This window comes from Pseudomonas sp. GW821-FHT01C01 (assembly GCF_059422645.1).
Genome location: NZ_JBWKXF010000034.1, coordinates 1 through 25,397, shown reverse-complemented (window position 1 = coordinate 25,397; position 25,397 = coordinate 1). Strand labels below are relative to the sequence as shown.

Genomic DNA, 25,397 nt, shown 5'->3' with positions numbered 1-25,397 from the left:
ATATGCGTGCCAAGCGACGGAGTCAAAACTGGCTGTGAGCATTGTGTGCCAGCAGGCTTCTAACCGCAGAGAGCGGACAGGCAAATCCAGAACGGAGACCTCGACGCATGTCGCGCTGCCGCATCAATTAAGTGAGTGATAAATGACAACTCAAAAGAATATCCTCAGCCATGGCATCCGCGACAACCACACACGTGGAAACGTGGCCGACTTCCTGTCCGAAAAGATGGCTATGGGGAGTCAGCTCTCCGTCGTATCGGCCTACTTCACCATCTATGCCTATGAAGCCTTATCTGGGCAACTCGATCAGATTGACCATCTGAACTTCCTCTTCGGTGAGCCCCGCTTTATTGCCTCGCTCGATCCGGAAAAAACCGATAAGAAGGTATTCAAGATCGAGGACGAGGGTCTGGCGCTTGCCAACCGGCTACAGCAAAAGGAGATTGCCCGTCGCTGTGCACAATGGCTACGTAAAAAGGTCGATATCCGTTCTATTCGTCAGGCCAACCTACTGCACGGCAAGCTCTATCATATCGACGATGGCCGGCGCGAACATGCCTTGTTGGGCAGCTCGAACTTCACCCAGCGTGGTTTGGGATTGTCCAGCACGCCCAACATCGAACTGAATCTCATCGTCGATGGCGACCGGGACAGGGCAGACCTCAAGCAGTGGTTCGATGAAATATGGAATGACGAAAAGCTGGTAGCCGACGTCAAAAAAGAAGTTCTGCAATACCTGGAGCAGCTCTATGTCGATCATGCGCCGGAGTTCGTTTATTTCAAGACGCTTTATCACGTCTTCGAGCGTTTCCTGTCCGGGCAGGAGGCCGATGCCGCACTCTTCGACCAAACCGCCATCATCGACACCGAAATTTGGAAAGCGCTATTCGACTTCCAGAAAGATGGTGTCAAAGGCGCTATCCACAAAATAAACGAACACAACGGTTGCATCTTGGCAGACAGCGTAGGCCTGGGCAAAACTTACTCTGCGCTTGCCGTCATCAAGTACTACGAATTGCGCAACCATCGTGTTCTGGTGCTTTGCCCCAAAAAACTCCGTGACAACTGGACGGTGTTTCTAGCCCAAAACAACAGCGATCTGAATCCATTTCTTAAGGATCGCTTTGGCTATACCGTGCTGTCGCATACGGATCTTTCCCGTGACAGTGGGCGTGTGGATGGTATTGATCTGGCCACGCTCAACTGGGGTAACTTCGACCTGATCGTCATCGACGAATCGCACAACTTCCGCAACAACACCAAAGGCAAGCAGGACGAAGACGGCAACATCATCCGAAAAAGCCGCTACCAGCGGCTGATGGAGGACATCATTCAGTCCGGCGTAAAAACTAAGGTGCTCCTGCTCTCCGCTACTCCGGTAAACAACGACCTTGGAGATTTGCGCAACCAACTCTATTTCGTCACGGAAGGGAGAGACACCTCGTTTTCGCAAAGCTTTGGCATCTCGAGCATCAAGGACACCCTCACCACTGCGCAAAAGACCTTCACCGAATGGGCAAAGCGTACCGGTGATAAGGACGCACGCGACTTAATGGAACGTCTGCCAGCGGGCTTCTTCACGCTGTTGGACGAACTGACCATCGCCCGCTCACGCAAGCACATCAAGAAGTACTACCGTGACTCGCTGGAACAGATCGGCCAGTTCCCCAAGCGGAAAAAGCCGGAATCGGTATTCTCGGAAATCGACCTCAAGGGTCGCTTCCTCTCCTACGACCGGCTTAACGATGAGATCGACAACTACCAACTTTCCCTGTTCAAACCCTCTCAATACGTGCTGGATCAGTTCAAGGATCAATACGAGGATCGCAGCGTCCTGAACTTCAGTCAGGCGAATCGCGAGACATTCCTGATCGGCATGATGAAGGTGAATTTCCTCAAGCGGCTGGAAAGTTCCGTGCACTCCTTCGCTATCACGATGGAACGCACCGTGGTCAAGATTGAAGACTTGGAGGCCCGGCTCAAGCAATTCCAGCAACACCAGGCCAATGCGGCTGACGATGTGCAGACCGAGCTTTTTGCAGACCCACAGGAAGAAGACGAGGAACTGACTCAGGCCTTTCAGGTGGGTACCAAGCTCAAATACCGCATGGAACATCTGGACGTAGCCGCATGGCTCCATGATCTGAGCAAAGACAAACAGCAGCTTTCACGGCTGGCCAACGATGCCCAGGCGGTCGATGCCTCCCGCGATGCCAAGCTCGCCGAACTCAAGCGACTCATCGAACACAAGGTGCGGCACCCCAGCACCAACACGAAGGGCGAAGAGAACCGCAAGCTCATCGTCTTCTGCGCTTTTGCTGATACCGCCTCCTACCTGTACGAAAAACTGGAAGGCTGGGCGCACAAAACGCTGGGAGTTCACATTGCCCTGGTTTCCGGTGGCGCACGTCCCAACCGCAGCACCTTCGGTCAGGCCGAGTTCACCCGTATCCTCACCAACTTCGCCCCCCGTGCCAAACAGCGGGCCAAGATGAAGTCCATGCCGCAGGCGGGCGAGATCGACATCCTCATCGCCACCGATTGCATTTCCGAAGGCCAGAACTTGCAAGACTGCGACTACCTCATCAATTACGACATCCACTGGAACCCGGTACGCATCATCCAGCGTTTTGGTCGCATCGACCGTATCGGCAGCCTCAATCAGGCAATCCAGCTCGTCAACTTCTGGCCCACACCTGACCTTAACAAGTACATCAACCTGAAGAACCGAGTCGAAGCACGTATGGCCTTGGTGGATATCGCCGCCACAGCGGAGGACAACGTCCTTCAGGCCGAAGACCTGCAAGACCTTATCAAGGAAGACATGCGCTACCGCGACAAACAGCTCATGCGCCTGAAGGATGAAGTGCTCGATCTCGAAGACTTCAACGAATCCGTTGCTTTCAACGAATTCACGCTGGATGACTTCCGCATGGAGCTGGCCGCCTATATCGAGGCCAACCGGGAAAAACTCGAAGAAGCCCCATTCGGCCTCTACGCCTTGGTGCCACCGCACACGGAATATCAGGTTATCAAGCCTGGCGTCATTTATTGCTTGAAGCAGCGCCTCGACGCAGCAGGCAATGAGGCGGTGAATCCACTGCAACCCTACTTCCTTGTTTACATCCGCGATGACGGTGAGGTGCGCTACAACTTCACTGCCCCCAAGCAGGTGCTGGAAATCTTCCGTGCCCTATGCCAAGGGAAAGCAGAGCCCTACAGCAAACTGTGCGAGCTGTTCGACGTTGAATCCAATAATGGCGGGGATATGAGCCGCTACAGCACCCTGCTCGACGGAGCTGTTGCATCCATCGCGGCGCAGTTCGGGCGAAAAAATGCAGGAAACCTATTTGCTGGGCGTGGTGGAAAACTTATCAGCGCCCAGAGTGTCGTGAAAACCACTACCGACTTTGACCTAATTACCTGGCTGGTGATCAAGAATGAGCAATGATACAGAGTTCAAACAGGCAATCTGCCAAAGCATTAAGAAATTCCACGACCAGCCATTACGTAAGGCGTCACTGGAGCTGTTCGCAACGCTGGGTTACGAATCGGATAGAACTGTCGAAACCCGTTCGGTCCAGGACTTCCGCGACCAGTTCGATCCCGAGACCAAGCTCGACCACCCTGCCGCACTGGTTACATACTGGCAGTCGGCTGATCTACTGTTCCAGCTTACGGACGAGGAGCTATCCAATACGACAGCATTGTTCAAGGATGAATCAGTACGTACCTCACTGCTGCAATCCTATGTATTCATTGCTATTGAATTAAGTCCAGGCGATTACTCGCGCGGAAAACTTACAGGAATAGCTCGCCAAATTAACCGGATCTTCCCAATGCCTGTCATGGTGCTTATCAAGCACTTTTCGGCCGAAAAACCTGTGCTATCCATTGCCGTCATCAACCGCCGCCAGCATAAGCGCGACGCTCAAAAAGATGTTCTTGGAAAAGTCACCATTATTCGAGAAATTTCCCTTTTTGAGCCTCATCGCGGCCACTTGGACATCTTGGCGTCATTTGCATTGCCAAACCTAGTCCATCCACAGCGATTGCCGATCAACAATTTCGACACGCTCCACGCCACCTGGGAAGAAATTTTCAATGTTGAGTTGCTCAACAAAAACTTCTACAGAGAACTTTCCAACTGGTTTTTTTGGGCCAAACAGCACTGCCGCTTTCCCTTCTATGATGCCAAAGCCGACAAATACGACCTCTTCCACGATTCGGAAAAAGTCAAAGAGCATGAAGCGAAGAACCTTATTCGCCTTCTCACGCGCACCCTCTTTGTTTGGTTCATCAAACAACGCGGCCTTGTTCCTGATGCACTTTTTAACCCCGTCGAGCTTCAACGCTCCATTCTGAAATCCTTCGACCCTGAATCCAAAGAAACCCGCTACTACAAGGCCGTCCTTCAGAACCTGTTCTTTGCCACCCTCAACCAGACCCACGGCCAGCGTGAGTTCCGAAAGGAAGGCCAGCATCAGAACATCACCAACCTCCTGCGTTACGAAGACCAACTCCGTTCGCCCCAAGACTTCATTGCCTTACTTGAAGCCCACACGCCCTTCCTCAACGGCGGACTCTTCGAGAGCCTTGACCATCCGCATCCGACTAAAACCGGTCCCCAAGGCGGGCCTGTCATCATCTATGAAGACGGCTTCTCCGACCGTAAAGACAGCTTGCTCGCCCTTCCGGATTTCCTCTTTTTCGGCGCATCCCGGCGCGTCGATCTTTCCGGCGACGATGCCTTCGGGCTTACTAATAAAAGGAATGAGGAAGTCCGTGGTCTTATCCACATCTTGGAGCGTTATAAATTCACAATCGTTGAAAACACGCCTATTGACCAGGAAATCGCTCTCGATCCCGAACTCCTGGGCCAGGTGTTCGAGAACCTCCTTGCGGCTTACAACCCCGAGACCAAAACCACAGCCCGCAAGCAGACAGGTTCTTTCTACACCCCTCGCTCTATTGTCGATTACATGGTGGATGAGTCGCTGAAAGCCCATCTTACTGGCGCACTGGTGGAAAAAGCTTCTATGTCCGAAGCCGATGCCAAGACCGGGCTGGATCTCCTTTTTACCTACACAGAAAAAGAGCATCCTTTTAATTCTAGTGAAGTATCTGTTCTCATCGCGACCATCGATACATGCAAAATTCTCGATCCAGCCTGTGGCTCCGGAGCCTTTCCAATGGGGGGGCTGCAAAAGCTCGTTTATATTCTCTCCAAGCTCGACCCGGAAAACCGCCTCTGGAAACAGGCTCAACTCGACAAGCTCGATTCCGCCCCAATGCGCGAATCCCTTGAGCGGGATTTTGCTGATAACGACGATGACTACGGTCGAAAACTCTACCTAATCGAAAACTGTCTATACGGTGTAGATATCCAGTCTATCGCCATCCAGGTGAGTAAACTTCGCTTTTTCATCTCCCTTATCGTCGATCAAAACGTCAACCGCGATCGTGAAAATTTTGGCGTCCGTCCGCTGCCCAACCTCGAAACAAAGTTCGTCACTGCTGATACATTAATTAGCAGCGAAGGGCCAAGCGTGCAAATTGAGCTTTATGAGTCTGAGAACTTAGTAAGGCTAAAGGAGAACTTAAAAAAAGTTCGACGCGCCCTTTTTAGTGCTAAAACGCCACGTACAAAAAGCAAGTATAGAGAAGAAGATAGGAAACTTCGCGAAGATATTTCCGCTGAATTAAAAAGCAACGGCTGGCCTGATTCGGATGCTGATGCACTAGCCACCTGGGACCCCTACGATCAAAACGCCAGTGCTTCTTATTTTGATCCGGAATGGATGTTTGGCGAAACCGGGTTTGATATTGTTATTGGCAACCCACCTTACATTCAGATTCAGAAGTTTCCAAAGGCTCAGAAGGACATTTGGATAAAGCAGGGTTATCAGACCTACTCCGCCACGGCTGATATCTATTGCCTCTTCTACGAACGAGGCGCGAAACTCCTACGCGCCGGCGGCCAGCTTTGTTATATCACCTCAAACAAGTGGATGCGTGCCGGTTACGGTGACAAGCTGCGTGGCTTTCTTGCATCCAAGGTTAATACCAGAGCTGTGCTGGACTTTGGCATGGCCCAAAATTTTGGCGCAGCTACTACCTACACTTGTATTGTCCAGTTTGATAAACAACCGTCTATCCACCAAACGCTATCCTGCTATGCTACTGACGACCGCACCGCAATGGCCGATCCGGCAGGTTACTTCTTACAGAATAGTGTGTTGCAACACCACCTCAGTGAGGCTCCCTGGGTCGTTGTTTCCAAAGACCGTCAGCGCATCAAGGATATGGTTGAAGCCCAAGGAATACCGCTTGAAAGCTGGAATGTTGAGATTAACTATGGCATCAAGACTGGCTTCAACGATGCTTTCTACATTACACAAGAGCAGCGCGATGCCTTTATGTCCGAAGATCCGCGCTGTGCCGAATTGCTTGTGCCGCTCCTTCGCGGACGAAATATTGAACGCTATGTCACCAAGTGGGACGGGACGTGGATGATTAATGTCCACAATGGAGTGCGGGAGGCTGGGATTCCACCGGTTAACGTACAGCGAGACTACCCCGTTTTATGGAATTACTTACTCCAGTGGGAGGGTGCACTTAAAAAACGTCAGGATAAAGGTGATCATTGGAGCAATCTTCGAAGCTGCGCCTATCTTGGGGGGTTCTCTAAGCCAAAAATTATTCTTCAAGAAATAGCAGTAACTTTACCCTTTTATTATGATCAGTCTTGCAAGATGTTCATGGATACTACCTGCTTCATGATTACATCCGAGACTGAGCAAATTGGATCGCTTTGTGCAATTCTTAACTCATCGGTGTTCAGGTGCTGTTTTAGGGATAACTTTCCAGAATATTCTGGAAACGCCTATCGGATAAAGAAAATTTTCTTGGGAAAGATCCCTCTTAAGAGGCCTACAGCTCAGCAGTCGGCTCTGTTTGAAAAACTGGTTCCCTTAGTCCAGTTTTCCAAGCGTGTCGGCGCTGATGCTACCGCTCAATTCCTCGAAGAGCTTATCGATACCTGCGTGATGGAATGTTACTTCCGAGAGCATATGGTAGAGCGTGATCTGCTCTTTTTCGATGATATTGCACCACATCTTACAACCTACGATCCCGGCGCAAGTGAGGTCGGTCAGCGAAACTTCCTCGACAGCCTGTACCGTACCCTCAACGCACCTGACTCCAAAATACGCAACCGCCTGTTGCGTCTAACAGCGGACAGTCCTGATCTCCTGGCTATTATCAAAGAGGAAGGCAAGGTATGAAAAGCCGCCTGCACCAGATCACCATTACCAACTTCAAGGCTTTTCGCAATTTCTCGCTGAAACTCGAAGGCCAGCATCTGCTGGTGTATGGCGCCAACGGCGCAGGCAAATCATCACTCTACTGGGCGCTCTACACCTTCCTTCAAAGCGCCCGCAAGCCAAGCAACGGTATTGTCAAATACTTTGATCCGGCTGATCCTCAGAATCTGCTCAACCTTTATGAGCAAAGTGAGGCCGAGCCTCGCTCCGGCGAAATTGCCCTGACGCTGCGCGACACTGCTACCCGCAACGACACCACCTACCGGATCAGCCAAACTGACCACGGCACCTTAAATCAGCCTGCGATACTGAAAGGCGATCTGGCCAGTGATTTCATCACCTATCGTTTTTTCTTCGGCTTCTCACACTTCCGAAACTCCGAGCGCTTCAACATTTGGCCTCTTTTCGAGAAGGAAATCCTTCCGTTTTGTGTGAGTACCAGCGGGCAGATACCCTATGACATGTGGCGGAAGATCGAAGCAGGCGCGCCCAACCCTACGGGGGCTCGCGGGCGAGGGGGTAAGATCGCTTATGATAAGTTTGCTGTAGATACCCAAGCTTTTGCAGCGGTTCTCTCAGGGATCGTCGATGACATCAGCACAGAAGCCCAGAATTTCTACGACAAGCACTTCGCGGATGATGATCCCGCTAAGATCACGCTGAAGTTAATGGTGACCACGTCCCCGTCGTTTACCGGCACCAAGCAAAGTGACAGCCAGTTTGTGCTACCGGAGATTGAGTTCGGCATCCAGATCGATGGTCAGGAGATCAAACGCCCTCAAAGCTTTCTGAATGAAGCGAAGCTGACCCAGTTGGCGTTGTCCGTGCGCTTTGCTGCTTCGTTAGTCAATTTGCACGAATCTGATCTCAAACTATTGGTTTTGGATGATCTGCTTGTCAGCTTGGACATGAGCAATCGAATGAAGGTGGTTGATATTCTTCTGTCTGATACCTTTGCCAACTACCAGAAAATCATTCTCACCCATGAGCTTGGCTTCTTCCGGGAGTGCCGCCGTCGTATCAATACTCGCCATACTCATTGGCGCTTTGTAAGCTTGCAGGGTAGCGCAGCCCTGAATATAAAAGTCAGAAGCGAAAAGAGCGACCTGGAAAAGGCAGAAGACTATCTCAATGGTCACGACATTGAGGAGGCTGCTATGTTCCTCCGCAAGGCCGCAGAAGACACGGCTAAGCGTTACCGCGAATGGGCCGAGGGAAAGCAATTGCCTCCGGGAGAGTTTTTCTCGTTGACCGACAACCTGCGTGCCGCACGTAATAAATTGCTGGCGGATGTTCCGGCTTTGCTTTACGAAAAAGTGTTGAAAGGCACTCCCAAGGAACACCGTGCACTATTGTTGTCGCTCGATAACGCAGATTTGGATGGCAATGCAGCCCTCCAACCCAAAGATATAGGCATCCTAAAGTCCAAACGCAACGGTCTCCACCAAGTATTGGTTAACGACGGCTGGGCCAGAATGGAAGCTATAGAAGCAGTTAATCATGTTTTAGAGATGACTGAGCGTGTATTGAACCCAGCATCTCATGGCAATGTTGCGCCACTTTATGAAGAAGAAGTTCGCCGTGCTAAACGGATGATTGATCGGCTTGAGCAGGTATTGAAGGCGCAATAGTGAAATGTGGGCCATGGGTTGCGTTCCTGTGGCGTTAATCGCTCTTCGAGCTGTAGAGCTTTCGGGGTAACGACGTCAAAGGGTTCATAAGATATGACATAGCTCCTATCGGGTTCGAGCACATAGGAGCCCTCATGTCACCTGAACATTAGCTGGGAAATCAAAGGGTTGTCGTCGCTGAGGTTGGCGGGTTTTCGCCCCATTTAGTGGGGCGAGTGTGGCAAATTTGTGGCAAGAAAGGGGGGGCGTTGTGCAAAGCCTAACCAGGAGGTTCAGATGCCGTTGAGTGGCTACAATATTTTTACAAAAAAAGAAATTAAGAAAAAATGCATCTAACACCAATGATATGTTCTGAAGCGCTCACATCGTGAGTGATGCGATCCTCAATTCCAGTTACTCGCCAAACCCCCAGCTCAGGGTGAGTAAGACACTGGACTAAGCATAGGAAAAAAAAGATTTTTGGTCCAAAAGGTAATAGAACCGGATTAGATTTCCTAATCAGAGAGCTTATGACTAGCTCAATTTGGCCATAAGTGATTTCTGGGTCTGCCACGTCATATTCAATTGTTCTATCGACATCTGTTTTTCTAATTAGATTTTCATTGTTCTTATGAACTTGCCCTAGAAATTCTGGAATGGGTGAGCTTGGAATGAATATCCATTGATCGGATGGCTCAAAGTACTCCGATGCTCCTTCAGCCTTGTTTGGCTCATAACCAAGACCAAGAATTAGACTTGTAGGTTTTGTTTCAGGGCTTGACCAGCCCGCAAAGTCCCTATGTACAGGTTCGATGCTTTCGTTTGCTAGTGATGATGTGCGCGGAAAAGTGAACTCAGCCAAAGAATAGAGAACAATCACTTCGATGTTATGTTCGCTCTCTATGTTTGAAATAATGGACAAAATTTCTGCCATTATAGTGCGAGGCAAGCAGGATATGTCGAGTATTACTTTGTACGGTTTTTCGATGTTGCACAATTCATCCTTAATTGCGTTTTGGTAGCTGGATCTATCTAGAGTTTTATACTCTGCGTGAGTGGGTGCCGATAATATGGCAGGCAAATTTTCAGTGTCTTCGATTATGAATAATTTAGACTCGCTGAATGGTAGCGTTTTAAGCACATTTGAGGATCTAGATTCTAGGCAGCTATATATAATAAGTAAGTCACAAGAATTTTCTTGGTCGTTTGATATGTAGTGGTTTTCGAGTTTTTGAAGTTTCATAGGGATCCTAAAATAGCTTTAATTGACTTTGCTTGTCTAAGACCGGAATGCTTGCGACGATATTTTTTCGTTGTGGTGGCTTAGGGACAGTAGGAGCAGGAGCAGCAGCGGGGGCTTTGCTCAATGCACTATGCATTTTAACGTCCCTGCCTGCTCTAAGTGGTAGGAAGAATTCCGGGGCTAGTCTATGGCATATCCGTACTTGCCTACCCTCAAGTCCAGCTGTTCCTGGTATAAAAGCCGACTCTTTTGATGCGTCAGAGTCAACAAGAACTAATGCGCCAAGATGAATGCAAATAGATATGAAGTCACCATATTCTTCTGCGGACGACTTGTCGATCAAGAAGGATAAAGCTGGGTCTTGAGAAAACTCATTGTAAAAAATTTTTTCTCGAATGTGATCGGCAAGAATTTCCAGAAAGCTGAAAGGGGTCATTGTGCCGTTGTTTTGGTTCTTCCCAACTGGATAAACTTTAAGCATGGAGATAAAACGATCTTTAAACGAAGCGATCGCATCAGTTTGAACGCTTTGGGCTTTGAGATTCTGAGCCTTAGACTTTGCTTGAAGTGCGAGGTTTTCAGCTAGGTTTAATATCCAGCGGGGATTGCCTTCGGTTAAGTCAAGGATATTAGGGAAACGCTGATATGGTTGGAAGCTTTTCTTTGAACGAAGAACATGTTTTCCAGCGGACCAACGGTGTAACACGTGGTTTCTCAGGTAAACCAATGGCGTAATTTTTCGTACGAGAGTCCCGTTAGTGGTTTTGTCGGAGGTCGTAAGTTTGTCTATATCTATTTTTTTTGATTTTAAAAAGGCTTCAAATGATTCGTCTTTTGATGCTAGTTCTGAGAATATTTTTTTTCGCTGGCTAAGAGATATCCTGCCGGAATCAATATCTTCTGTAGGTACTATTTTTTCTTCTGCAGCTCCTGAGATACCAAGAATTTCGGATATGTCTGCATCTGGAGCAATGAGTCCCCTACTGCTTAATGCATGAATTAGCAGTTGACTTGAAAAACTCCGTACTTCCTCTTTTTTGGTGTTCCAAAGGCTAAGGGTGGAGAAGTCATTTCCTTGCGTAGGGTCACTTTCCTCATGACTCGCGAGAATATTGGAACCTGCACCTGTCGGACTAAGGGCATATTTAAAAATTAGGTTTCCTGACGTAGAGCGCAGCGGAGATAGGATTCGAGCAAGTAATTCTGGCGGGATGATTTCTAGCTCGTCGACCAATAATGCCCACTTTTGATTTTCGATCTGAAGGTGGTCGTTAATAGTTTCAATAGCCAATGTTAGTGAATTTAGCCAGCTAAGTCCTATGAAAGGAAATTTTTCTTGTATCTCTTCTATGTTTTTTGTTGTTGATAATGCAGTCGATATTCTTGGGATTTCCGCCTGCTGAACTCGTAATGCATGCTTCAGTGCAGAAAAAGTAGGGGTCGACTGTGTTTGCCATATGTCAGAAAGTTTTCTAGATAATTCAGACTCTTTGTTTCTGTCAAAAGGTTCTTGAGAGTCCTGATAAGGATTAATTACCTTTAGATGGATTGATTTTTCTAACGACTCTATGAGTGCCAAGCTTACGAAGTTGCTAAAGGCACACTCGTGAATTGTTGTTCTTTGATTTTCAATCTCGATATCTTTAGTTACTAGCTCTAATTGCTTGGCCCACCTAACGTCTGCGGCAACAAATACGCCAACAAACTTAATTGTTTGTTGCATTGTGGCTTCTTTTGCTCTATTCCAGCTCAATAGTGCCGGCGCCTGAAGCATTTTTAATAGTGTGGTCTTTCCACTTCCGCGAGGTCCTACTAGGATACAGTTATTGAATCCCAATAGCTCACCGAATTGAGGGGGGGGAATGAAGTCCTTTGCGACCTCTAAAGCGGATTTATGCCGGGCGTTGAAAGTATCGTTAGATGAAGATGAAAAATCATTCATTGGTCAACCCATAGTTCTTGCGGAAACCACGTGTCTTGATTTGGTGTTCTTGATACACCAATCGCATCAAGCCTATTTTGTAGGTTCTCGATATCTTTAGGCATCAAGTATTTAAGGGCGTCTATTTTATCTCGAAGTTCTGCCCATGTAAGAACGGTGGGAGAGCTTGCTTCGATAGCCTCTTTTATTTGTCTAGCAAGGGGAGAGGCTCTAACTGGATTGGATTGATCAAATCCGCAGCCATGAGGGAGTCCATGTGATATCTCACTGCATGTACTCCAAGAGCTTCCATCCCAGTATATTGATTCTATAGTGCCTCTTAAACGAGGCTTTTCATCCTCAAGAGTCATGCTTAGTTCAATGATGTAAAATTGGTTTTTTGTTTTATTAGCCATTTCCCCGGTCAAAAGAGCACCAAAGCTAGCTGCGCCCAGTACGATGGGAGAATATTCAGATCCGTTTGATTTTGTTAGCCTAAATAAATGCTTGTGCCCATGAATAACTAACCAGTCTTCACCAGTGTTCTCGATTTCTTGCAAAAGCAAATTGCCATTGTACATTGGAGTACGACCCAGGCTAACGTCTAAGTCTTCATGTTCTAATGGGGGGTGATGGAGAACGATTATTTTATAGTGATACTTGCTTGATAGACTTTTTAAATGGTCGCTTAACTCTGCGAGCGCCGCGTCTCCAATTCTTCCGCGCTCATACTCGTTAGGCAGGAGTGAGTTATGATAATGGCAGGTATTTATAGTGACAATTACCCAATTGTCACCATGTAGCGATTCATATCCTCTTCCCCAGTAAACCCATTTTTGCTCCGGGCTATTAAATTTTGCAGGATAGTCAGACGTGGTTAGAAGATGTTCGAATGGCGCGATCGCAATTTCAGCATTCCCTGGTGTGGCATGGTCTTCCTTGGTTCTTGAACTTATCTCATGATTTCCCGTGGCAGCAATAAGATGTTCAGCTTTTAGTGCTGTTTTGAGATTTTTTAAATCGTTCCAACCATGATTGAATGACTTTATGCACGCTCTGGTAGTTATGTCGCCAGGGCAAATAAGTATGTCTGCATTAACTTCTGAAGGTAACTCTTGGTTGTTTATATGACTGATCAGAGCGACCATCGGATCGATTTTTGAACCCTGGATACAGACTTGCGTTGATATTTTTCCTGAAATATCAGCTATGTAATGAAGATCCGTAGCAATTGCAATTCGTATAGGATCGGGTAAGTCCATTTTAGGGCGCGCTTCAGTAGTTCGTTATTATTACTTCAGGGACCTTTTTTCTGCCCCGTGCGAAGCCTGAAATACTACGTTCGACTGAGATTTCTCGAATATTCCACTCGGAAAACTCGTTCTTTATTGGTTCAATGCTGGCATAAGATAATAGTATCTTTGCTCCTTTTTTAGAGGCGCATTTCAATGTGGTGCTTAGCCTAGATATATCTAACTCTTTGAAAGAATTTAAGCCATATTCTCCGCGGTCACGGGATTCGGTACCCGCATATGGAGGGTCCAAATAGATAAAATCATTTTTCTTGGCTGATAAAATAGTTGTTTCGAAGTCGCCGCAAAAAAATTCTGTAGAAGCTATCTTTTTTGAGAAATACATTATTTCTTCGTGGCTAGGTATTTCTGTTAGCTTGCTGCCGAAAGGTACGTTGAATGCACCTTTCTTGTTTGTCCTGTAAACGCCATTAAAGCAGTGTCTATTCAGGAAAAAAAATCTGATTGCTTTCTGCAAATCGGTAAGGTTCGATGTGTCTAAGCTTCGAATTTTGTAGTATTCTTCTTTGCTTCTCGGAATTTTGTGAATAGCTTCAGAAATTTCTTCAGGTTTTTCTTTTACTTGTATATAAAAATTAATAAGCTCTGAGTTTATATCCCCCATAAATGATTTTTCTGGAGATATACGCAGAAATAAACTCATCGAGCCACAGAACGGCTCAATATATCTTTTGTAGCTTGTTGGACTGTGCTCGGTCAAAAGATGTAAAATTCTAGTTTTACTTCCAGCCCAACGTATAAGTGGTCTATTTTTAATGGTCACTTATTTTTACTTTATCCGAGTGAGTGCGTCTTTTTTTAAAATATCGTATGTCCACGCTGTCCAATTCCATTGGCTAATACCACAGGTGTCGACAAAAATTAAGGATATCAATTTTTTGATTGAAAGCATGATACGGCTTAGGGAAACGTCTTCCAATACCGTTTTTTACAAACCGCTGGCCCGGCACCTCCGCGGCCACACAACGCCGACGATTGTAAACAGACCTGCCACGAACGGTTTTTGACGGAGTTGGGGCCGGGCGGCCGTGGAGCAGCTTGCTGCGTTGGTTGGGAACGCATTCAATTACTGCAAAATGGCCTCCATAAGCGGCCCCGCCATGGAAGCCCCCCTAAGAAATCAAGACTGTGCGCCTGACACTGAGCGCACGATTCTCGAAGACCTCACCATCATGAGTATTCATTATAAGGAAAAGCATCAACTAGTAGCAGGCGCCAACACAGCTCACCGTTCAATCAGTGCTTCTTCATAAGCCTTGCAAAAACTCGTGAGGTCCGTGCCCAAAACAAGACACAAATCGCGAAGCTGTACGGTGTCGAGCCTTCTCACACCCCGTTCCACATCACTCATAAATGACTGCGGTCGACCTAAGGCGGCAGAGCATTGGGTTTGAGTCAGGCCAGACTCGACACGGAGACGTTTTAGCAGTTGAAGAAAAATCTTGTGCTCACGTCGATAGATAGCTTTGGTCATAGCCGCGTTTTTTTGAGGGGCGGCTTGCTAAGCTATATCTGCTTTTGGGATATCTGATTTTCAGGTATTTTCACCCCGAACCTTCGGTGCGAGGAAAAGGGGTGAGACTGCTGTGGGAGTTTTTGCGGGTGGCATGGGCCGTCGGGTTTCTGCCCGTTGGTGCATTGCTGCTGGTTGTGGTGGTTTTGTGTAGCTTCAATCTACCGTTCTTTTTGGGGTTTACCGGTGGTGCTGATCCGGCCGTTCGATGGTTGTTCTGGGCTCTGGTCTTCTACTTTGTTGGAGGGGGGGGGGATCTCGCGCGTTAATCGACACTATGCCGAGAAACTGAAGCAGCAGGTCGCTAGCTTCCAGGTCACAGGTTTTCAACCGCATCTCGAAGTATTCGCAAAGATGAACGATGCCTACTTGGGTATCGATGGCTCGACATGCAGACTGCTAGCTTATCCAGTCCACGGTGCAGAGCAATTCTTCCGATTCGATGAGGTTCATTCTTGGCGGATAGTGCTGGTCGGGAAGCGAAACCACAGATTGGAGTTGCTGACCCGCAACTGTGATGTTCCTGCATTCAGCCTAGTGCTGAGGCCGACAGAGGTGCTTAGTACTGAGGCTCGACTCCGTACCTTGTTTAGTAATTAGGACTTGCTATGGGAGATGCATATGCTCGGTAAGAGCACGCCGCTATCGATTGCTGCCCATGTCCTAGCGAGCAGCACCATTGAATCCATCCTCCGCTCGCCGTCCTACCACGCTCGCGGCTGGCAAATACTCGATCGATGGTCGTTCAACTCTCCAGTGCGGCTTCGTAATCTGGAAGCGGACGGAGAGGTTATTTTATTGGGTAGGCTATTTGAGCAGCAGGAAATCGAACACCAAGTGCTGAGCTCGGCTGCAGGGTTGAAACAGCTCAGCCGTGGTCTAACTGAACCTGAAGTACTTGCATTGCATGAAATAGCCACGGAACTGTGAGCCACCGACGTATGAACGAGGGGCCTCAACTCCCGATACGCTTGATGGCTTCGGTTATCTCAATCAATACATTTGCATACTCCTTGGAAAGCACACCGCTGCCCTCTGCGAAAAGGTGCTTCTGAAGGCCACCTAGACGCCGCAGCTCGTTAATAACGTGGGAGTCAATTCGGCTTCTCGTCTGCCGCTTCAAGGCGGCGGCCAGCATGAATTGTCCGACACTCATTCCACTGTCATACGCCTTCTCGCGTACCAATGCTTCTTCTTCCTCGAAACAACGAATTGCCGGCAACCATCCCGTGCGTCGGCGTTGTTCACTACGACTCATTATTTTTCCTTTTCCAGGTGTTTAGGTCTCGGGGCTTGCCCTGAGCAGGGAAGGTAGGCAAAGCAGAGGGAGTGGAACGACTGGTGCGCGCCGGTTGTGATTTGCTAGGTACTGGCGGTATCACAAACCCTACCTTGTCCCGTTGCGTTGCTCCTTCGCGGTTGCAGTTCCGTTGATCAATCGGTTGATCAATCCGAGGACAACGAGTTGTGAACCGGGTAGACGTGCATTTACGGTTTTCGGACATCGGAGTGAAGGGATGAAAGGCAATATTGAGAAAGCGAGGGAGACGAAAATTAGTACTCCGCTAATATGCTATTTAAACGTAAAGAAACCGCGCAGGTGAGGGCGGATAGCAAGCGTTGTGGCAGTGCTTGGTGACGCGGTTGAGGACCCATTTGGCGACGATGCAGAGTCAAAAATGTTACGCGTTGACGGTCGCCTTGATTGACCAGATGTATCCTCATCGGTTGACGTTTTTGGGGATGACCAGCAGGCTTGAGCCGGCGATCTTTCTTTGAACGATTTAATGACATCTGCGAAGCCTCGCTGTTGATGTCTGAAGTACGTGTTAGTGTTCATCCGAGATACCTCCGCGAGGATACGAATATGCACCCGCCTATACAGTCCGACAGAAGCTTTGCCGAGATCATGGAAAGCAAACGGCTCAATCGCGAGAATCTGACTCGTGCGATCCAAGAGGCTTCGCCGGAAGAGTTGGAGGCGTCTGCTAAGCGTATTAAGGATGTGCTACGCAAACCCGAAGGTGTCGATCAGTGCCGGAAGCGTATTGCCCCGCCTGCGTTCTATAAGCCGGCTGAATAGAGCTCATTTTTTGATGGCAAGGCTTTGCATTGGCAGCAAAAAAGAGCAGAAACAGATTCTGGATCGGTTACATAGCGGACGGTTGGTTGAGCTCTCGAAGACAGTTATTTGCGGGCCTCAACCTGCGATTTTTTGGTGGGGCGCCCAGTTAGCCGAATAGGCATTTCCTCGGTGGCTGCGTGAGCAGAGACCAATCCACCAGCGGGGCCAGATCGCATCCACTGCCTCAGATCGCCCAGACGCCAGCGCAGACGTGACAGGCCAGGTACAGGCTCAAGCCCTGGCAGTTTTCTCTGTCTTACTGTCAGGACGCTAAAGCCGGTCAGAGCGGCCACCTCGGCGACACCGACCAAAACGTCATCGCCAAGCTTCTGAATTTTTTGTACGGTTTCGTAATCGATGCTCATGTTTGTTATCGCCTGGGTGCATTGGAATGCGTCCAGTTTTCACCAGAAGATATCTAGTAATCTAGGACAGGTTTTTAACAGGCACCGACGTTAGCTGAAGAATTCCAGCATGCAGAAAATAGAATCAGAAAGCCTGGGTGTCGAAGAGTATGAGGCCTTCGAACTTGTCGCTCGTGAGCTCCAAATTCACTTCGCCAGTGGCCGGAAAAACTTCGCTGCGCGGGCACCCCTCAATTTGGTGAACTACCTCTTCACCGGCGTTTTGCAGAAGTCACGGCTGCCAAAAATTCAGCTGGAAGATTTGATATCAGGACAGGAACTCGTCCCCGAGGCGAGGACATTACGGCGGTATATCAGCAGTCAAGCCCGGATGACGTGGCCGACCTTCCAGAGACTGGTTTTCTGGGCGATGTCGCAGCAGTGGATAAGCGACTGGATGTGCCGCGATCTAATATCGAAAGCCCATCTTTGCGAGGTTGCCCAGCTCAGTGCTCGCGGGCTTCTAAACGACCGCAAGCGGCTGGTTTTCCCAGGTGAAATACGCAGAGAAGAGTTGATTGGACGTTTCTATGAAAACCTCGCACAGAAGGATCTTGAGCGAGAGGGAAAGGTGATCAAGCTTGCCCGCTGGCACAACGAAATCAGGGAGCTCGCCGGCTCCCTGGGTTTAGAGATATCTGATTGACTCTCAGGCCAGCTTCGCCGCCAGTTCTTCTGCGGTGATGTTGTAGTAACGTTTCAGCATGTTCACTTCGCGGTGTCCCGTCACGCTGGCAAGCTCGATCAAATTGGGAAGTTTGGTGGCCAGCCGGCAGGTGGCCTCGTGGCGTAGGTCGTGGAAGCGCAGGTCGAGCAGAAAGTCTTCCTGGGGTGTTACCAGAGCGCGTTCGCAATCTCCTAAGTATTTCGTCCTTGCTCGCTCCAAGCCGCGTGTGAAGGCCTTCTTGAGGGCGTCTGCGGTGGTGGGGAAGACTCTGCCGCAAAGTGAGCGTGGCAAATCCTTTAGCAGCTGAATAGCTCGCGGGGAGAGTGGGACGGTTCTTGGTAGCCCGTTCTTGGTCGCTGGAAGATGAGCGGTTTTGCGATCCAGATTCACATGCTTCCAGCGCAACTCGAATAGCTCGCCACGGCGCATGGCTGTCTCAATTGCGAGTTGCACGATGGACCGTATCCAAGGGTTGTGCGAGGCGTCCGCATAGGTTCCATCGGCACGGCGCTCCCGAAGCTCCAAGGCGCTGAGTATGTATTGTTCTTCAATCGGGTCCAGGCGTCGCGAGCGTTCGTCGTTATAGCTAGGGCGACTGACCATCCGCACCGGATTCTCGGCAAAATGGATTCCCCATTCGCGGCGAGCAACCTCAATCACGCATTGAAACAATGCCAGCTCACGCTTGACTGTATTGCCCTTGCGGATCTTCAGACGCTCGTCACGGTAGCGGGCGAAGTCGGAGGAGGTGAGGGTGGCGACGATACGTGTTGCCAGCGGATGGCGCTTGAGCGCTTCCAGGCGTTTGATTTCCGAATAGGCGCCTTTGTGCTTCGGAGCGATCTCCGAGATATAGCGATCTATGAGTTGATGAAAGGCGGTGCGTTCAGCCTCGACGCGAGAGACAAAAATGCCTCGGTCGATTTCGCTTTCGATCATGCGCGCCCAGGCTTGGGCATCTGCTTTGGTTTCGAAGGTTTTTCTTTGAGCTGGATAGCCCTTACGACGGATTTGCGCTTCCCACTGGTACTCGCCGCGATTCCTGATTGTTGCCATTTCGACCATTCCCGCCACGTTCAAGTGTGGCAAATTTGTGGCAAAAACGACTTTCAGGACTAGGACAGGTTTCTGTCAGGAGCGCTATCCCCTTGTAATACAAGGGAAAGAAGATGGTGCACCAGGCGGGATTCGAACCCACGACCCCTGCCTTCGGAGGGCAGTACTCTATCCAGCTGAGCTACTGGTGCAATGCGGGCGCCATGATACTCATATGCGCTGCGGGCGTCCATGCTGCTGAATCGCCTACGTTTATTACAAGCGTAACGGGCGTTTGCTACGTTGATCAGAAAATATGGGCAAAAGCGTCGTTTTCGTTCTTTTTTTCGAACAGGCTATTGTCCTTTACCCCCTTTGATCCTAGGATTCGTTTGAGATTTCAAACGCTCTTGTCTGGGTGCTGAACCGCACGAGTTCAATCAGTGCGCTATTTATGTGCTTCAGCCCGGTGAATGATTTCCCTGACGGCAGCCTATTGAGGCGCCTTTCTACAATCATAATTTGCTCCGCATTCGTTGCGGTGCTGTTAAGGAAAGCCGACATGCAGCTTAAAGACACCCAGTTGTTCCGCCAGCAAGCCTTCATCGATGGCGCGTGGGTTGATGCGGACAATGGTCAGACGATCAAGGTCAACAACCCGGCAACGGGCGAAATTCTGGGCACCGTGCCGAAAATGGGCGCTGCCGAAACCCGCCGTGCAATCGAAGCTGCTGACAAAGCGCTGCCGGCCTGGCGTGCACTGACCGCCAAAGAACGTGCGAACAAGCTGCGTCGCTGGTTCGAGCTGATCATCGAGAACCAGGACGACCTGGCTCGTCTGATGACCCTGGAGCAAGGCAAGCCATTGGCCGAAGCCAAGGGCGAAATCGTTTACGCCGCGTCCTTCATCGAATGGTTCGCCGAAGAAGCCAAGCGCATCTACGGTGACGTGATTCCGGGCCACCAGCCAGACAAGCGCCTGATCGTGATCAAGCAGCCAATCGGCGTGACCGCTGCCATCACCCCGTGGAACTTCCCGGCTGCGATGATCACCCGTAAAGCCGGCCCGGCCCTGGCCGCCGGTTGCACCATGGTGCTCAAGCCTGCTTCGCAAACTCCGTTCTCCGCCTTCGCCCTGGCTGAACTGGCCCAGCGTGCCGGCATCCCGGCTGGCGTGTTCAGCGTGGTTTCCGGCAGCGCCGGCGACATCGGCAGCGAGCTGACCAGCAACCCGATCGTGCGCAAGCTGTCCTTCACCGGTTCGACCGAAATCGGTCGTCAACTGATGTCGGAATGCGCCAAGGACATCAAGAAAGTGTCCCTGGAACTGGGCGGCAACGCACCGTTCATCGTGTTCGACGACGCGGACCTGGATAAGGCCGTCGAAGGCGCGATCATCTCCAAATACCGCAACAACGGCCAGACCTGCGTCTGCGCCAACCGCCTGTACATTCAGGATTCGGTCTACGACGCGTTCGCCGAGAAGCTCAAGGCTGCTGTGGCCAAGCTCAAGATCGGTAACGGTCTGGAAGCAGGCACCACCACTGGCCCGCTGATCGACGAAAAAGCCGTCGCCAAGGTGCAAGAGCACATTGCTGACGCCGTTTCCAAAGGCGCCACCGTGCTGTCCGGCGGCAAGTCGATGGAAGGCAACTTCTTCGAGCCGACCATTCTGACCAACGTGCCGAATAATGCTGCCGTGGCCAAGGAAGAAACCTTCGGTCCATTGGCTCCGCTGTTCCGCTTCAAAGACGAAGCCGACGTGATCGCGATGTCCAACGACACCGAATTCGGTCTGGCCTCGTACTTCTATGCTCGCGACCTGGGTCGTGTGTTCCGTGTGGCTGAAGCCCTGGAATACGGCATGGTCGGCGTCAACACCGGGTTGATCTCCAACGAAGTCGCGCCGTTCGGCGGCATCAAGGCCTCGGGCCTGGGCCGTGAAGGCTCCAAGTACGGCATCGAAGATTACCTGGAAATCAAATACCTCTGCCTGGGCATCTAACCCCGGAAGAGCATTGCTTCAAGCGCAAAGGGCACGAGAGCGCTGTCCCTTTGCGCCGCTTCAAACCGGAATATTCTCGGTGACCGGGAACGCTGTGGCAGTCGATCATCGCATGCTGCCGCCGTTGCTCCCCGTCGCTTTATCCTTGAACCACGCCGCCCGATGAGCGGTGAATGAGGAATGTATGAGCAAGACTAACGCTTCTTTGATGGCCCGCCGTACCAATGCAGTTCCACGTGGTGTTGGCCAGATTCACCCGATCTTCGCCGAGTCCGCGAAGAACGCGACCGTGACCGACGTTGAAGGTCGTGAGTTCATCGACTTCGCCGGCGGTATCGCTGTGCTGAACACCGGCCACGTGCACCCGAAAATCATCGCGGCCGTGACCGAACAGTTGAACAAGCTGACCCACACCTGCTTCCAGGTTCTGGCCTATGAGCCGTACGTGGAAGTGTGCGAAAAAATCAACGCCAAGGTGCCGGGTGATTTCGCCAAGAAAACCCTGCTGGTGACCACCGGCTCCGAAGCTGTGGAAAACTCGATCAAGATTGCCCGTGCCGCCACTGGCCGTGCCGGCGTGATCGCGTTCACCGGCGCTTACCACGGTCGCACCATGATGACCCTGGGCCTGACCGGTAAAGTCGTGCCTTACTCGGCCGGCATGGGCCTGATGCCAGGCGGCATCTTCCGCGCGCTGTACCCGAACGAACTGCACGGTGTGAGCATCGACGATTCGATCGCCAGCATCGAACGCATCTTCAAGAACGACGCCGAGCCGAAAGACATCGCCGCGATCATCATCGAGCCGGTTCAGGGCGAAGGTGGTTTCTACGTCGCTCCGAAAGAATTCATGAAGCGCTTGCGTGCCCTGTGCGACCAGCACGGCATCCTGCTGATCGCTGACGAAGTACAGACTGGCGCTGGCCGTACCGGTACTTTCTTCGCCATGGAACAGATGGGCGTTGCTGCCGACCTGACCACTTTCGCCAAATCCATCGCTGGCGGCTTCCCGCTGGCCGGTGTGTGCGGCAAGGCCGAATACATGGACGCCATCGCTCCAGGCGGCCTGGGCGGCACCTACGCCGGTAGCCCGATCGCTTGCGCCGCGGCCCTGGCCGTAATGGAAGTGTTTGAAGAAGAGCACCTGCTGGATCGTTGCAAGGCTGTTGGCGAGCGTCTGGTGACTGGCCTGAAGGCCATCCAGGCCAAGTACCCGGTGATCGGCGAAGTCCGTGCCCTGGGCGCGATGATCGCTGTCGAGCTGTTCGAAAACGGCGACAGCCACAAGCCAAACGCTGCCGCTGTGGCATCGGTTGTGGCCAAGGCTCGCGACAAGGGTCTGATCCTGCTGTCCTGCGGCACCTACGGCAACGTTCTGCGCGTCCTGGTACCGCTGACTTCGCCGGACGAGCAACTGGACAAAGGCCTGGCGATCATCGAAGAGTGCTTCTCCGAACTCTGATCACTCGGGGGCGTTCTCAGTCAGTTTCCACATCGGCGGGGAAACTGATTGAGAACGCCCCCTGATGTGACCTGATCCACAAAAAACCCGCTTCGGCGGGTTTTTTTACGCCCCTTGAAACACATCCCGCGCATTAGCGCTGTATCGAATGGCCGGTATTGGCTAAGGTTCCGGCATTGCCAGGGAGAGCTGTATGACAACTGTCATTTTACCCGCGGTTCCGAGAGTACTGATCGCCGAGGCCGACCCCTGGTCCCGGGATCTGCTCAAGGAAGTGTTGTTGAACGTACGCTGCGATGCGCGGCTGGACCTGTGCGCCGATGGTCAGCAAGCGCTGGAGCTGTTGGCCGCCAACCCTTATGACCTGGTGATCGCCGACTGGGAGTTGCCGGGCGTCGATGGCCTGAATGTCCTGCGCAGTATTCGCCAGCGCAAACGCAATCCGCCGCTGCCCTTTATCCTCATGAGCAGTCGCAACGACAGTGCCAGTGTGCGCGAAGCCTTGCCGCTGGCGCCGGCCGCGTACCTGACAAAGCCCCTGAACATGGAAAGCCTGACCCATCGGTTGCAAGGGCTGCTGCTGAACGCCGGTGAAGAGGTTTCGTGCGAAGTGCCGTCACTGGCGCCGGGCATGACGTTATCGGTGTATCTGGAACGTCGACGGGAATTGGCCGATGGCGCGCCGCTGATGACCGACGTGCAGGTGGCGGTCAAGCGCAGCCTCAACCCCAATGGCCTTGATCTGACGGTACTGGAAGACGAAATCCGCACCGATCCGCAGGTCACGGCCGTGCTGATCGCAGCTGCCAACAGCGCGGCCCAGCACCACGGTGCCGCTGTGCAAACCCTGTCCCAGGCGCTGCATCGCCTGGGTACCGGGCAGAGCATGAACCTGATTCTCGGGTTGGCGCTCAAGCGCAGTGCCCGGCTCAGCGATCCGCAATTGGCCGACTATGCCGAGCGTTACTGGGATCTGTCGCTGCACACCGCCGAATACGCCCGGACGCTGGCGCGCCTGCTCGATCTGGATCAGGAGCGTTGCTATTGCGCGGGTATGTTGCATCGTCTCGGCGATCTGGCGTTGTTGCGCTGTTTGCAGGAATGGAAGCAGGCCGGTGGCGAACTGGATGAGTTGGAGGAAGTGGGCGAAGCGCTGGCCGAGTTTGGCGCGGCCTATGGTTCAGCCCTGCGCACGCGTTGGCGCCTGCCGCTGGAGTTGCGGGAGCTGATTGCCGCGGCCTACCAGCTCGGTGGCGGGGTTTACTCCCGCGAAGCGTTGGTGATGAACATGGCGGCGCAGATGGCGCGCCTGACTGAGCATGAGGGCATCGAAGAGCTGGCAAAGAGCCGGACGGCGCGGTTGCTCAAGATCGGCTTGCCGGAGTTGATGCGCCTGCGCAGGAAATGAGGGCGAACGCGATTCCCTGTGGGAGCGGGCTTGCTCGCGAAAGCGGAGTGTCAGTCGACATAAAAGGTGACTGATGCGGCCCCTTCGCGAGCAAGCCCGCTCCCACATGGGGTCTGTGGTGGCCTGTCAGGCAGTGACAATCCTGTTCTTGCCCTCACGCTTGGCTTGATACATCGCTGCATCCGCCCGGGAAAACAGGTTCTCCACGTTTTCGTCCCTGGCGGTCAGGCTGGTCAGGCCCTGGCTGACGGTGATGCCGAACGACTGGCCTTCATGGTTGAAACTCAATTGCTGAATCTGCCGTTGCAAGCGTTCAGCCACTTGCAGGGCCATCTGTGGTGTACAGCCGGGAAACACCGCTGCGAACTCCTCGCCACCAATGCGCCCGAACAGGTCGCGACGGCGCAACGCTGCGCGGCCGCTTTCGGCAATGCGTTGCAACACGTTGTCGCCTTCCTGGTGGCCGTAGGTGTCGTTGATCGTTTTGAAGTTATCGATGTCCAGCATCAGGAACGACAGCGGCTCACCCTGTTGCCGGGCGTGTTCGAACGCGCGGTGAGCACATTCGAAGAAATGACGACGATTGCTGCTCTGGGTCAGCGCGTCGGTGGTGGCCAGGCGATGCAGCTCGGTTTCCATCTGCTTCTTATCGGTGATGTCCTCGGCGATGCCGACGATGATCACCGGTTGACCCGGCTCGGCCTGGCGATTGATGAAACATTTGTCGCGGAGCCAGCGCACCTGGCCGTCAGCGGCAATGATTCGATACTCGCGGTCTTCCACGGCGCCTTTGTCCAGCACTTCGGCCAGGCTGCGTTCGGCATATTCCAGGTCGTCAGGGTAAATGCTGTCGCGCCATTGATTGCAGTCGGCCAGCAGCAGATCGGCCGAACGGCCGAAGATCCGTTCATAGGCGGGGCTGACGTAAAGCACCCGACGGGTTTCCCAATCGAGTGCCCACAGCACCGCGTTGACGCTCCCCAGCAAGGTGTTGAACAACTGTTCGCGTTCGCTCAGGCGTGCCAATTCGCCTTGGGCGTGCATCAGCGCCAGCAGGGTTTGCGCGGCCTCGGGCAAATGGGATGGAGATGGGTCTTGCAGGTTTTTTTGGGCCATCGACACAACTCTCAAAGGGCATGCCGCGAGTTCGATAGCGGCCAACACCAAGCCCACCGGGATGGCGAAGTGTCTTTGAGATAGGGGTTTTCAGATGAAGTTCCCGCCGTTTGTGGCGAGGGAGGCAGCTCCCGCCGGGCGGTACTGATGGCGCGATTTTTCGGCCAGGCCACAAACCAATGTGGGAGCGGGCTTGCTCGCGAAGGGGTCGTGTCAGTCACCTTTTATGTCGACTGACACGACCCCTTCG

General features: G+C 51.7%; 17 protein-coding genes and 1 tRNA gene. 8 read left to right on the top strand and 10 right to left on the bottom strand.

Features of this window, described 5'->3' with window-relative positions; translation table 11 throughout:
- The first annotated feature begins 142 nt into the window (after window positions 1-142).
- From AC07XF_RS19465 to AC07XF_RS19455, 3 genes are read left to right on the top strand one after another with little or no spacing between them, the layout of a single operon-like run.
- Window positions 143-3,451 carry a helicase-related protein gene (locus AC07XF_RS19465; protein ID WP_495027737.1) on the top strand — a complete coding sequence of 1,103 codons (3,309 nt, stop codon included), beginning with the start codon at window positions 143-145 and terminating at the stop codon, window positions 3,449-3,451.
- Window positions 3,441-7,286, top strand: coding sequence for an Eco57I restriction-modification methylase domain-containing protein (locus tag AC07XF_RS19460; protein ID WP_495027736.1), 3,846 nt, complete (start codon window positions 3,441-3,443; stop codon window positions 7,284-7,286). Before AC07XF_RS19465 ends, AC07XF_RS19460 begins: the two co-directional genes overlap by 11 nt.
- Window positions 7,283-8,956, top strand: a complete 1,674-nt coding sequence (locus tag AC07XF_RS19455; protein ID WP_495027735.1) for an AAA family ATPase — start codon at window positions 7,283-7,285, stop codon at window positions 8,954-8,956. The genes AC07XF_RS19460 and AC07XF_RS19455 overlap by 4 nt, the downstream gene beginning before the upstream one ends.
- 316 nt (window positions 8,957-9,272) lie before the next feature.
- Here AC07XF_RS19455 and AC07XF_RS19450 read toward each other — a convergent pair whose 3' ends face one another.
- The 5 genes from AC07XF_RS19450 to AC07XF_RS19430 all read right to left on the bottom strand — a co-directional run bounded on the left by AC07XF_RS19450 (window position 9,273) and on the right by AC07XF_RS19430 (window position 14,886).
- Window positions 9,273-10,178 (bottom strand): hypothetical protein, encoded by a 906-nt coding sequence (locus AC07XF_RS19450; protein WP_495027734.1) that lies wholly within the window; start codon window positions 10,176-10,178, stop codon window positions 9,273-9,275.
- Between the two features lie 7 nt (window positions 10,179-10,185).
- The gene (locus tag AC07XF_RS19445) at window positions 10,186-12,120 is read right to left on the bottom strand and encodes an ORC-CDC6 family AAA ATPase (RefSeq protein WP_495027733.1); all 1,935 of its coding nucleotides are present in this window, start codon (window positions 12,118-12,120) and stop codon (window positions 10,186-10,188) included.
- Entirely contained in the window at window positions 12,117-13,361 is a 1,245-nt protein-coding gene (locus AC07XF_RS19440; protein WP_495027732.1) for a metallophosphoesterase family protein, read from the bottom strand. The genes AC07XF_RS19445 and AC07XF_RS19440 overlap by 4 nt, the downstream gene beginning before the upstream one ends.
- A 13-nt stretch (window positions 13,362-13,374) precedes the next feature.
- A complete protein-coding gene (locus AC07XF_RS19435) occupies window positions 13,375-14,175 on the bottom strand; it encodes a DNA adenine methylase (protein ID WP_495027731.1) in 801 nt (266 codons plus the stop codon).
- 462 nt (window positions 14,176-14,637) lie between these two features.
- Window positions 14,638-14,886 (bottom strand): helix-turn-helix domain-containing protein, encoded by a 249-nt coding sequence (locus AC07XF_RS19430; RefSeq protein WP_495027730.1) that lies wholly within the window; start codon window positions 14,884-14,886, stop codon window positions 14,638-14,640.
- 660 nt (window positions 14,887-15,546) lie between these two features.
- Between AC07XF_RS19430 and AC07XF_RS19425 the strand changes: the two genes are divergently transcribed.
- On the top strand, window positions 15,547-15,855 hold the full coding sequence (locus AC07XF_RS19425; RefSeq protein ID WP_495027729.1) for a hypothetical protein: 309 nt from the start codon (window positions 15,547-15,549) through the stop codon (window positions 15,853-15,855).
- 25 nt (window positions 15,856-15,880) lie between these two features.
- Here the strand turns inward: AC07XF_RS19425 and mobA are convergent, their stop codons facing one another.
- Window positions 15,881-16,183 carry a plasmid mobilization protein MobA gene (gene mobA / locus AC07XF_RS19420; RefSeq protein ID WP_495027728.1) on the bottom strand — a complete coding sequence of 101 codons (303 nt, stop codon included), beginning with the start codon at window positions 16,181-16,183 and terminating at the stop codon, window positions 15,881-15,883.
- A gap of 929 nt (window positions 16,184-17,112) precedes the next feature.
- Window positions 17,113-17,415, bottom strand: a complete 303-nt coding sequence (locus AC07XF_RS19415) for a helix-turn-helix transcriptional regulator (protein ID WP_495027727.1) — start codon at window positions 17,413-17,415, stop codon at window positions 17,113-17,115.
- Window positions 17,416-17,524: 109 nt separating this feature from the next.
- On the opposite strand from AC07XF_RS19415, the gene AC07XF_RS19410 reads away from it, so the two are divergent.
- On the top strand, window positions 17,525-18,100 hold the full coding sequence (locus AC07XF_RS19410) for a hypothetical protein (RefSeq protein ID WP_495027726.1): 576 nt from the start codon (window positions 17,525-17,527) through the stop codon (window positions 18,098-18,100).
- A 3-nt stretch (window positions 18,101-18,103) separates the two neighbouring features.
- On the opposite strand, the gene AC07XF_RS19405 is transcribed toward AC07XF_RS19410, so the two are convergent.
- Window positions 18,104-19,186: a site-specific integrase gene (locus AC07XF_RS19405; protein WP_495027725.1), complete on the bottom strand. Its 1,083-nt coding sequence runs from the start codon at window positions 19,184-19,186 to the stop codon at window positions 18,104-18,106.
- A 105-nt stretch (window positions 19,187-19,291) separates the two neighbouring features.
- A tRNA-Arg gene (locus AC07XF_RS19400) sits at window positions 19,292-19,368 on the bottom strand.
- Window positions 19,369-19,718: 350 nt separating this feature from the next.
- On the opposite strand from AC07XF_RS19400, the gene gabD reads away from it, so the two are divergent.
- The 3 genes from gabD to AC07XF_RS19385 all read left to right on the top strand — a co-directional run bounded on the left by gabD (window position 19,719) and on the right by AC07XF_RS19385 (window position 24,031).
- The gene (gabD, locus tag AC07XF_RS19395) at window positions 19,719-21,161 is read left to right on the top strand and encodes an NADP-dependent succinate-semialdehyde dehydrogenase (protein ID WP_495027724.1); all 1,443 of its coding nucleotides are present in this window, start codon (window positions 19,719-19,721) and stop codon (window positions 21,159-21,161) included.
- A gap of 184 nt (window positions 21,162-21,345) precedes the next feature.
- Window positions 21,346-22,623 carry a 4-aminobutyrate--2-oxoglutarate transaminase gene (gabT, locus tag AC07XF_RS19390; protein ID WP_495027723.1) on the top strand — a complete coding sequence of 426 codons (1,278 nt, stop codon included), beginning with the start codon at window positions 21,346-21,348 and terminating at the stop codon, window positions 22,621-22,623.
- 193 nt (window positions 22,624-22,816) lie between these two features.
- Entirely contained in the window at window positions 22,817-24,031 is a 1,215-nt protein-coding gene (locus AC07XF_RS19385) for an HDOD domain-containing protein (protein ID WP_495027722.1), read from the top strand.
- Window positions 24,032-24,157: 126 nt separating this feature from the next.
- Here AC07XF_RS19385 and AC07XF_RS19380 read toward each other — a convergent pair whose 3' ends face one another.
- Window positions 24,158-25,147, bottom strand: a complete 990-nt coding sequence (locus AC07XF_RS19380) for a GGDEF domain-containing protein (protein WP_495027721.1) — start codon at window positions 25,145-25,147, stop codon at window positions 24,158-24,160.
- Between the last annotated feature and the right edge of the window lie 250 nt (window positions 25,148-25,397).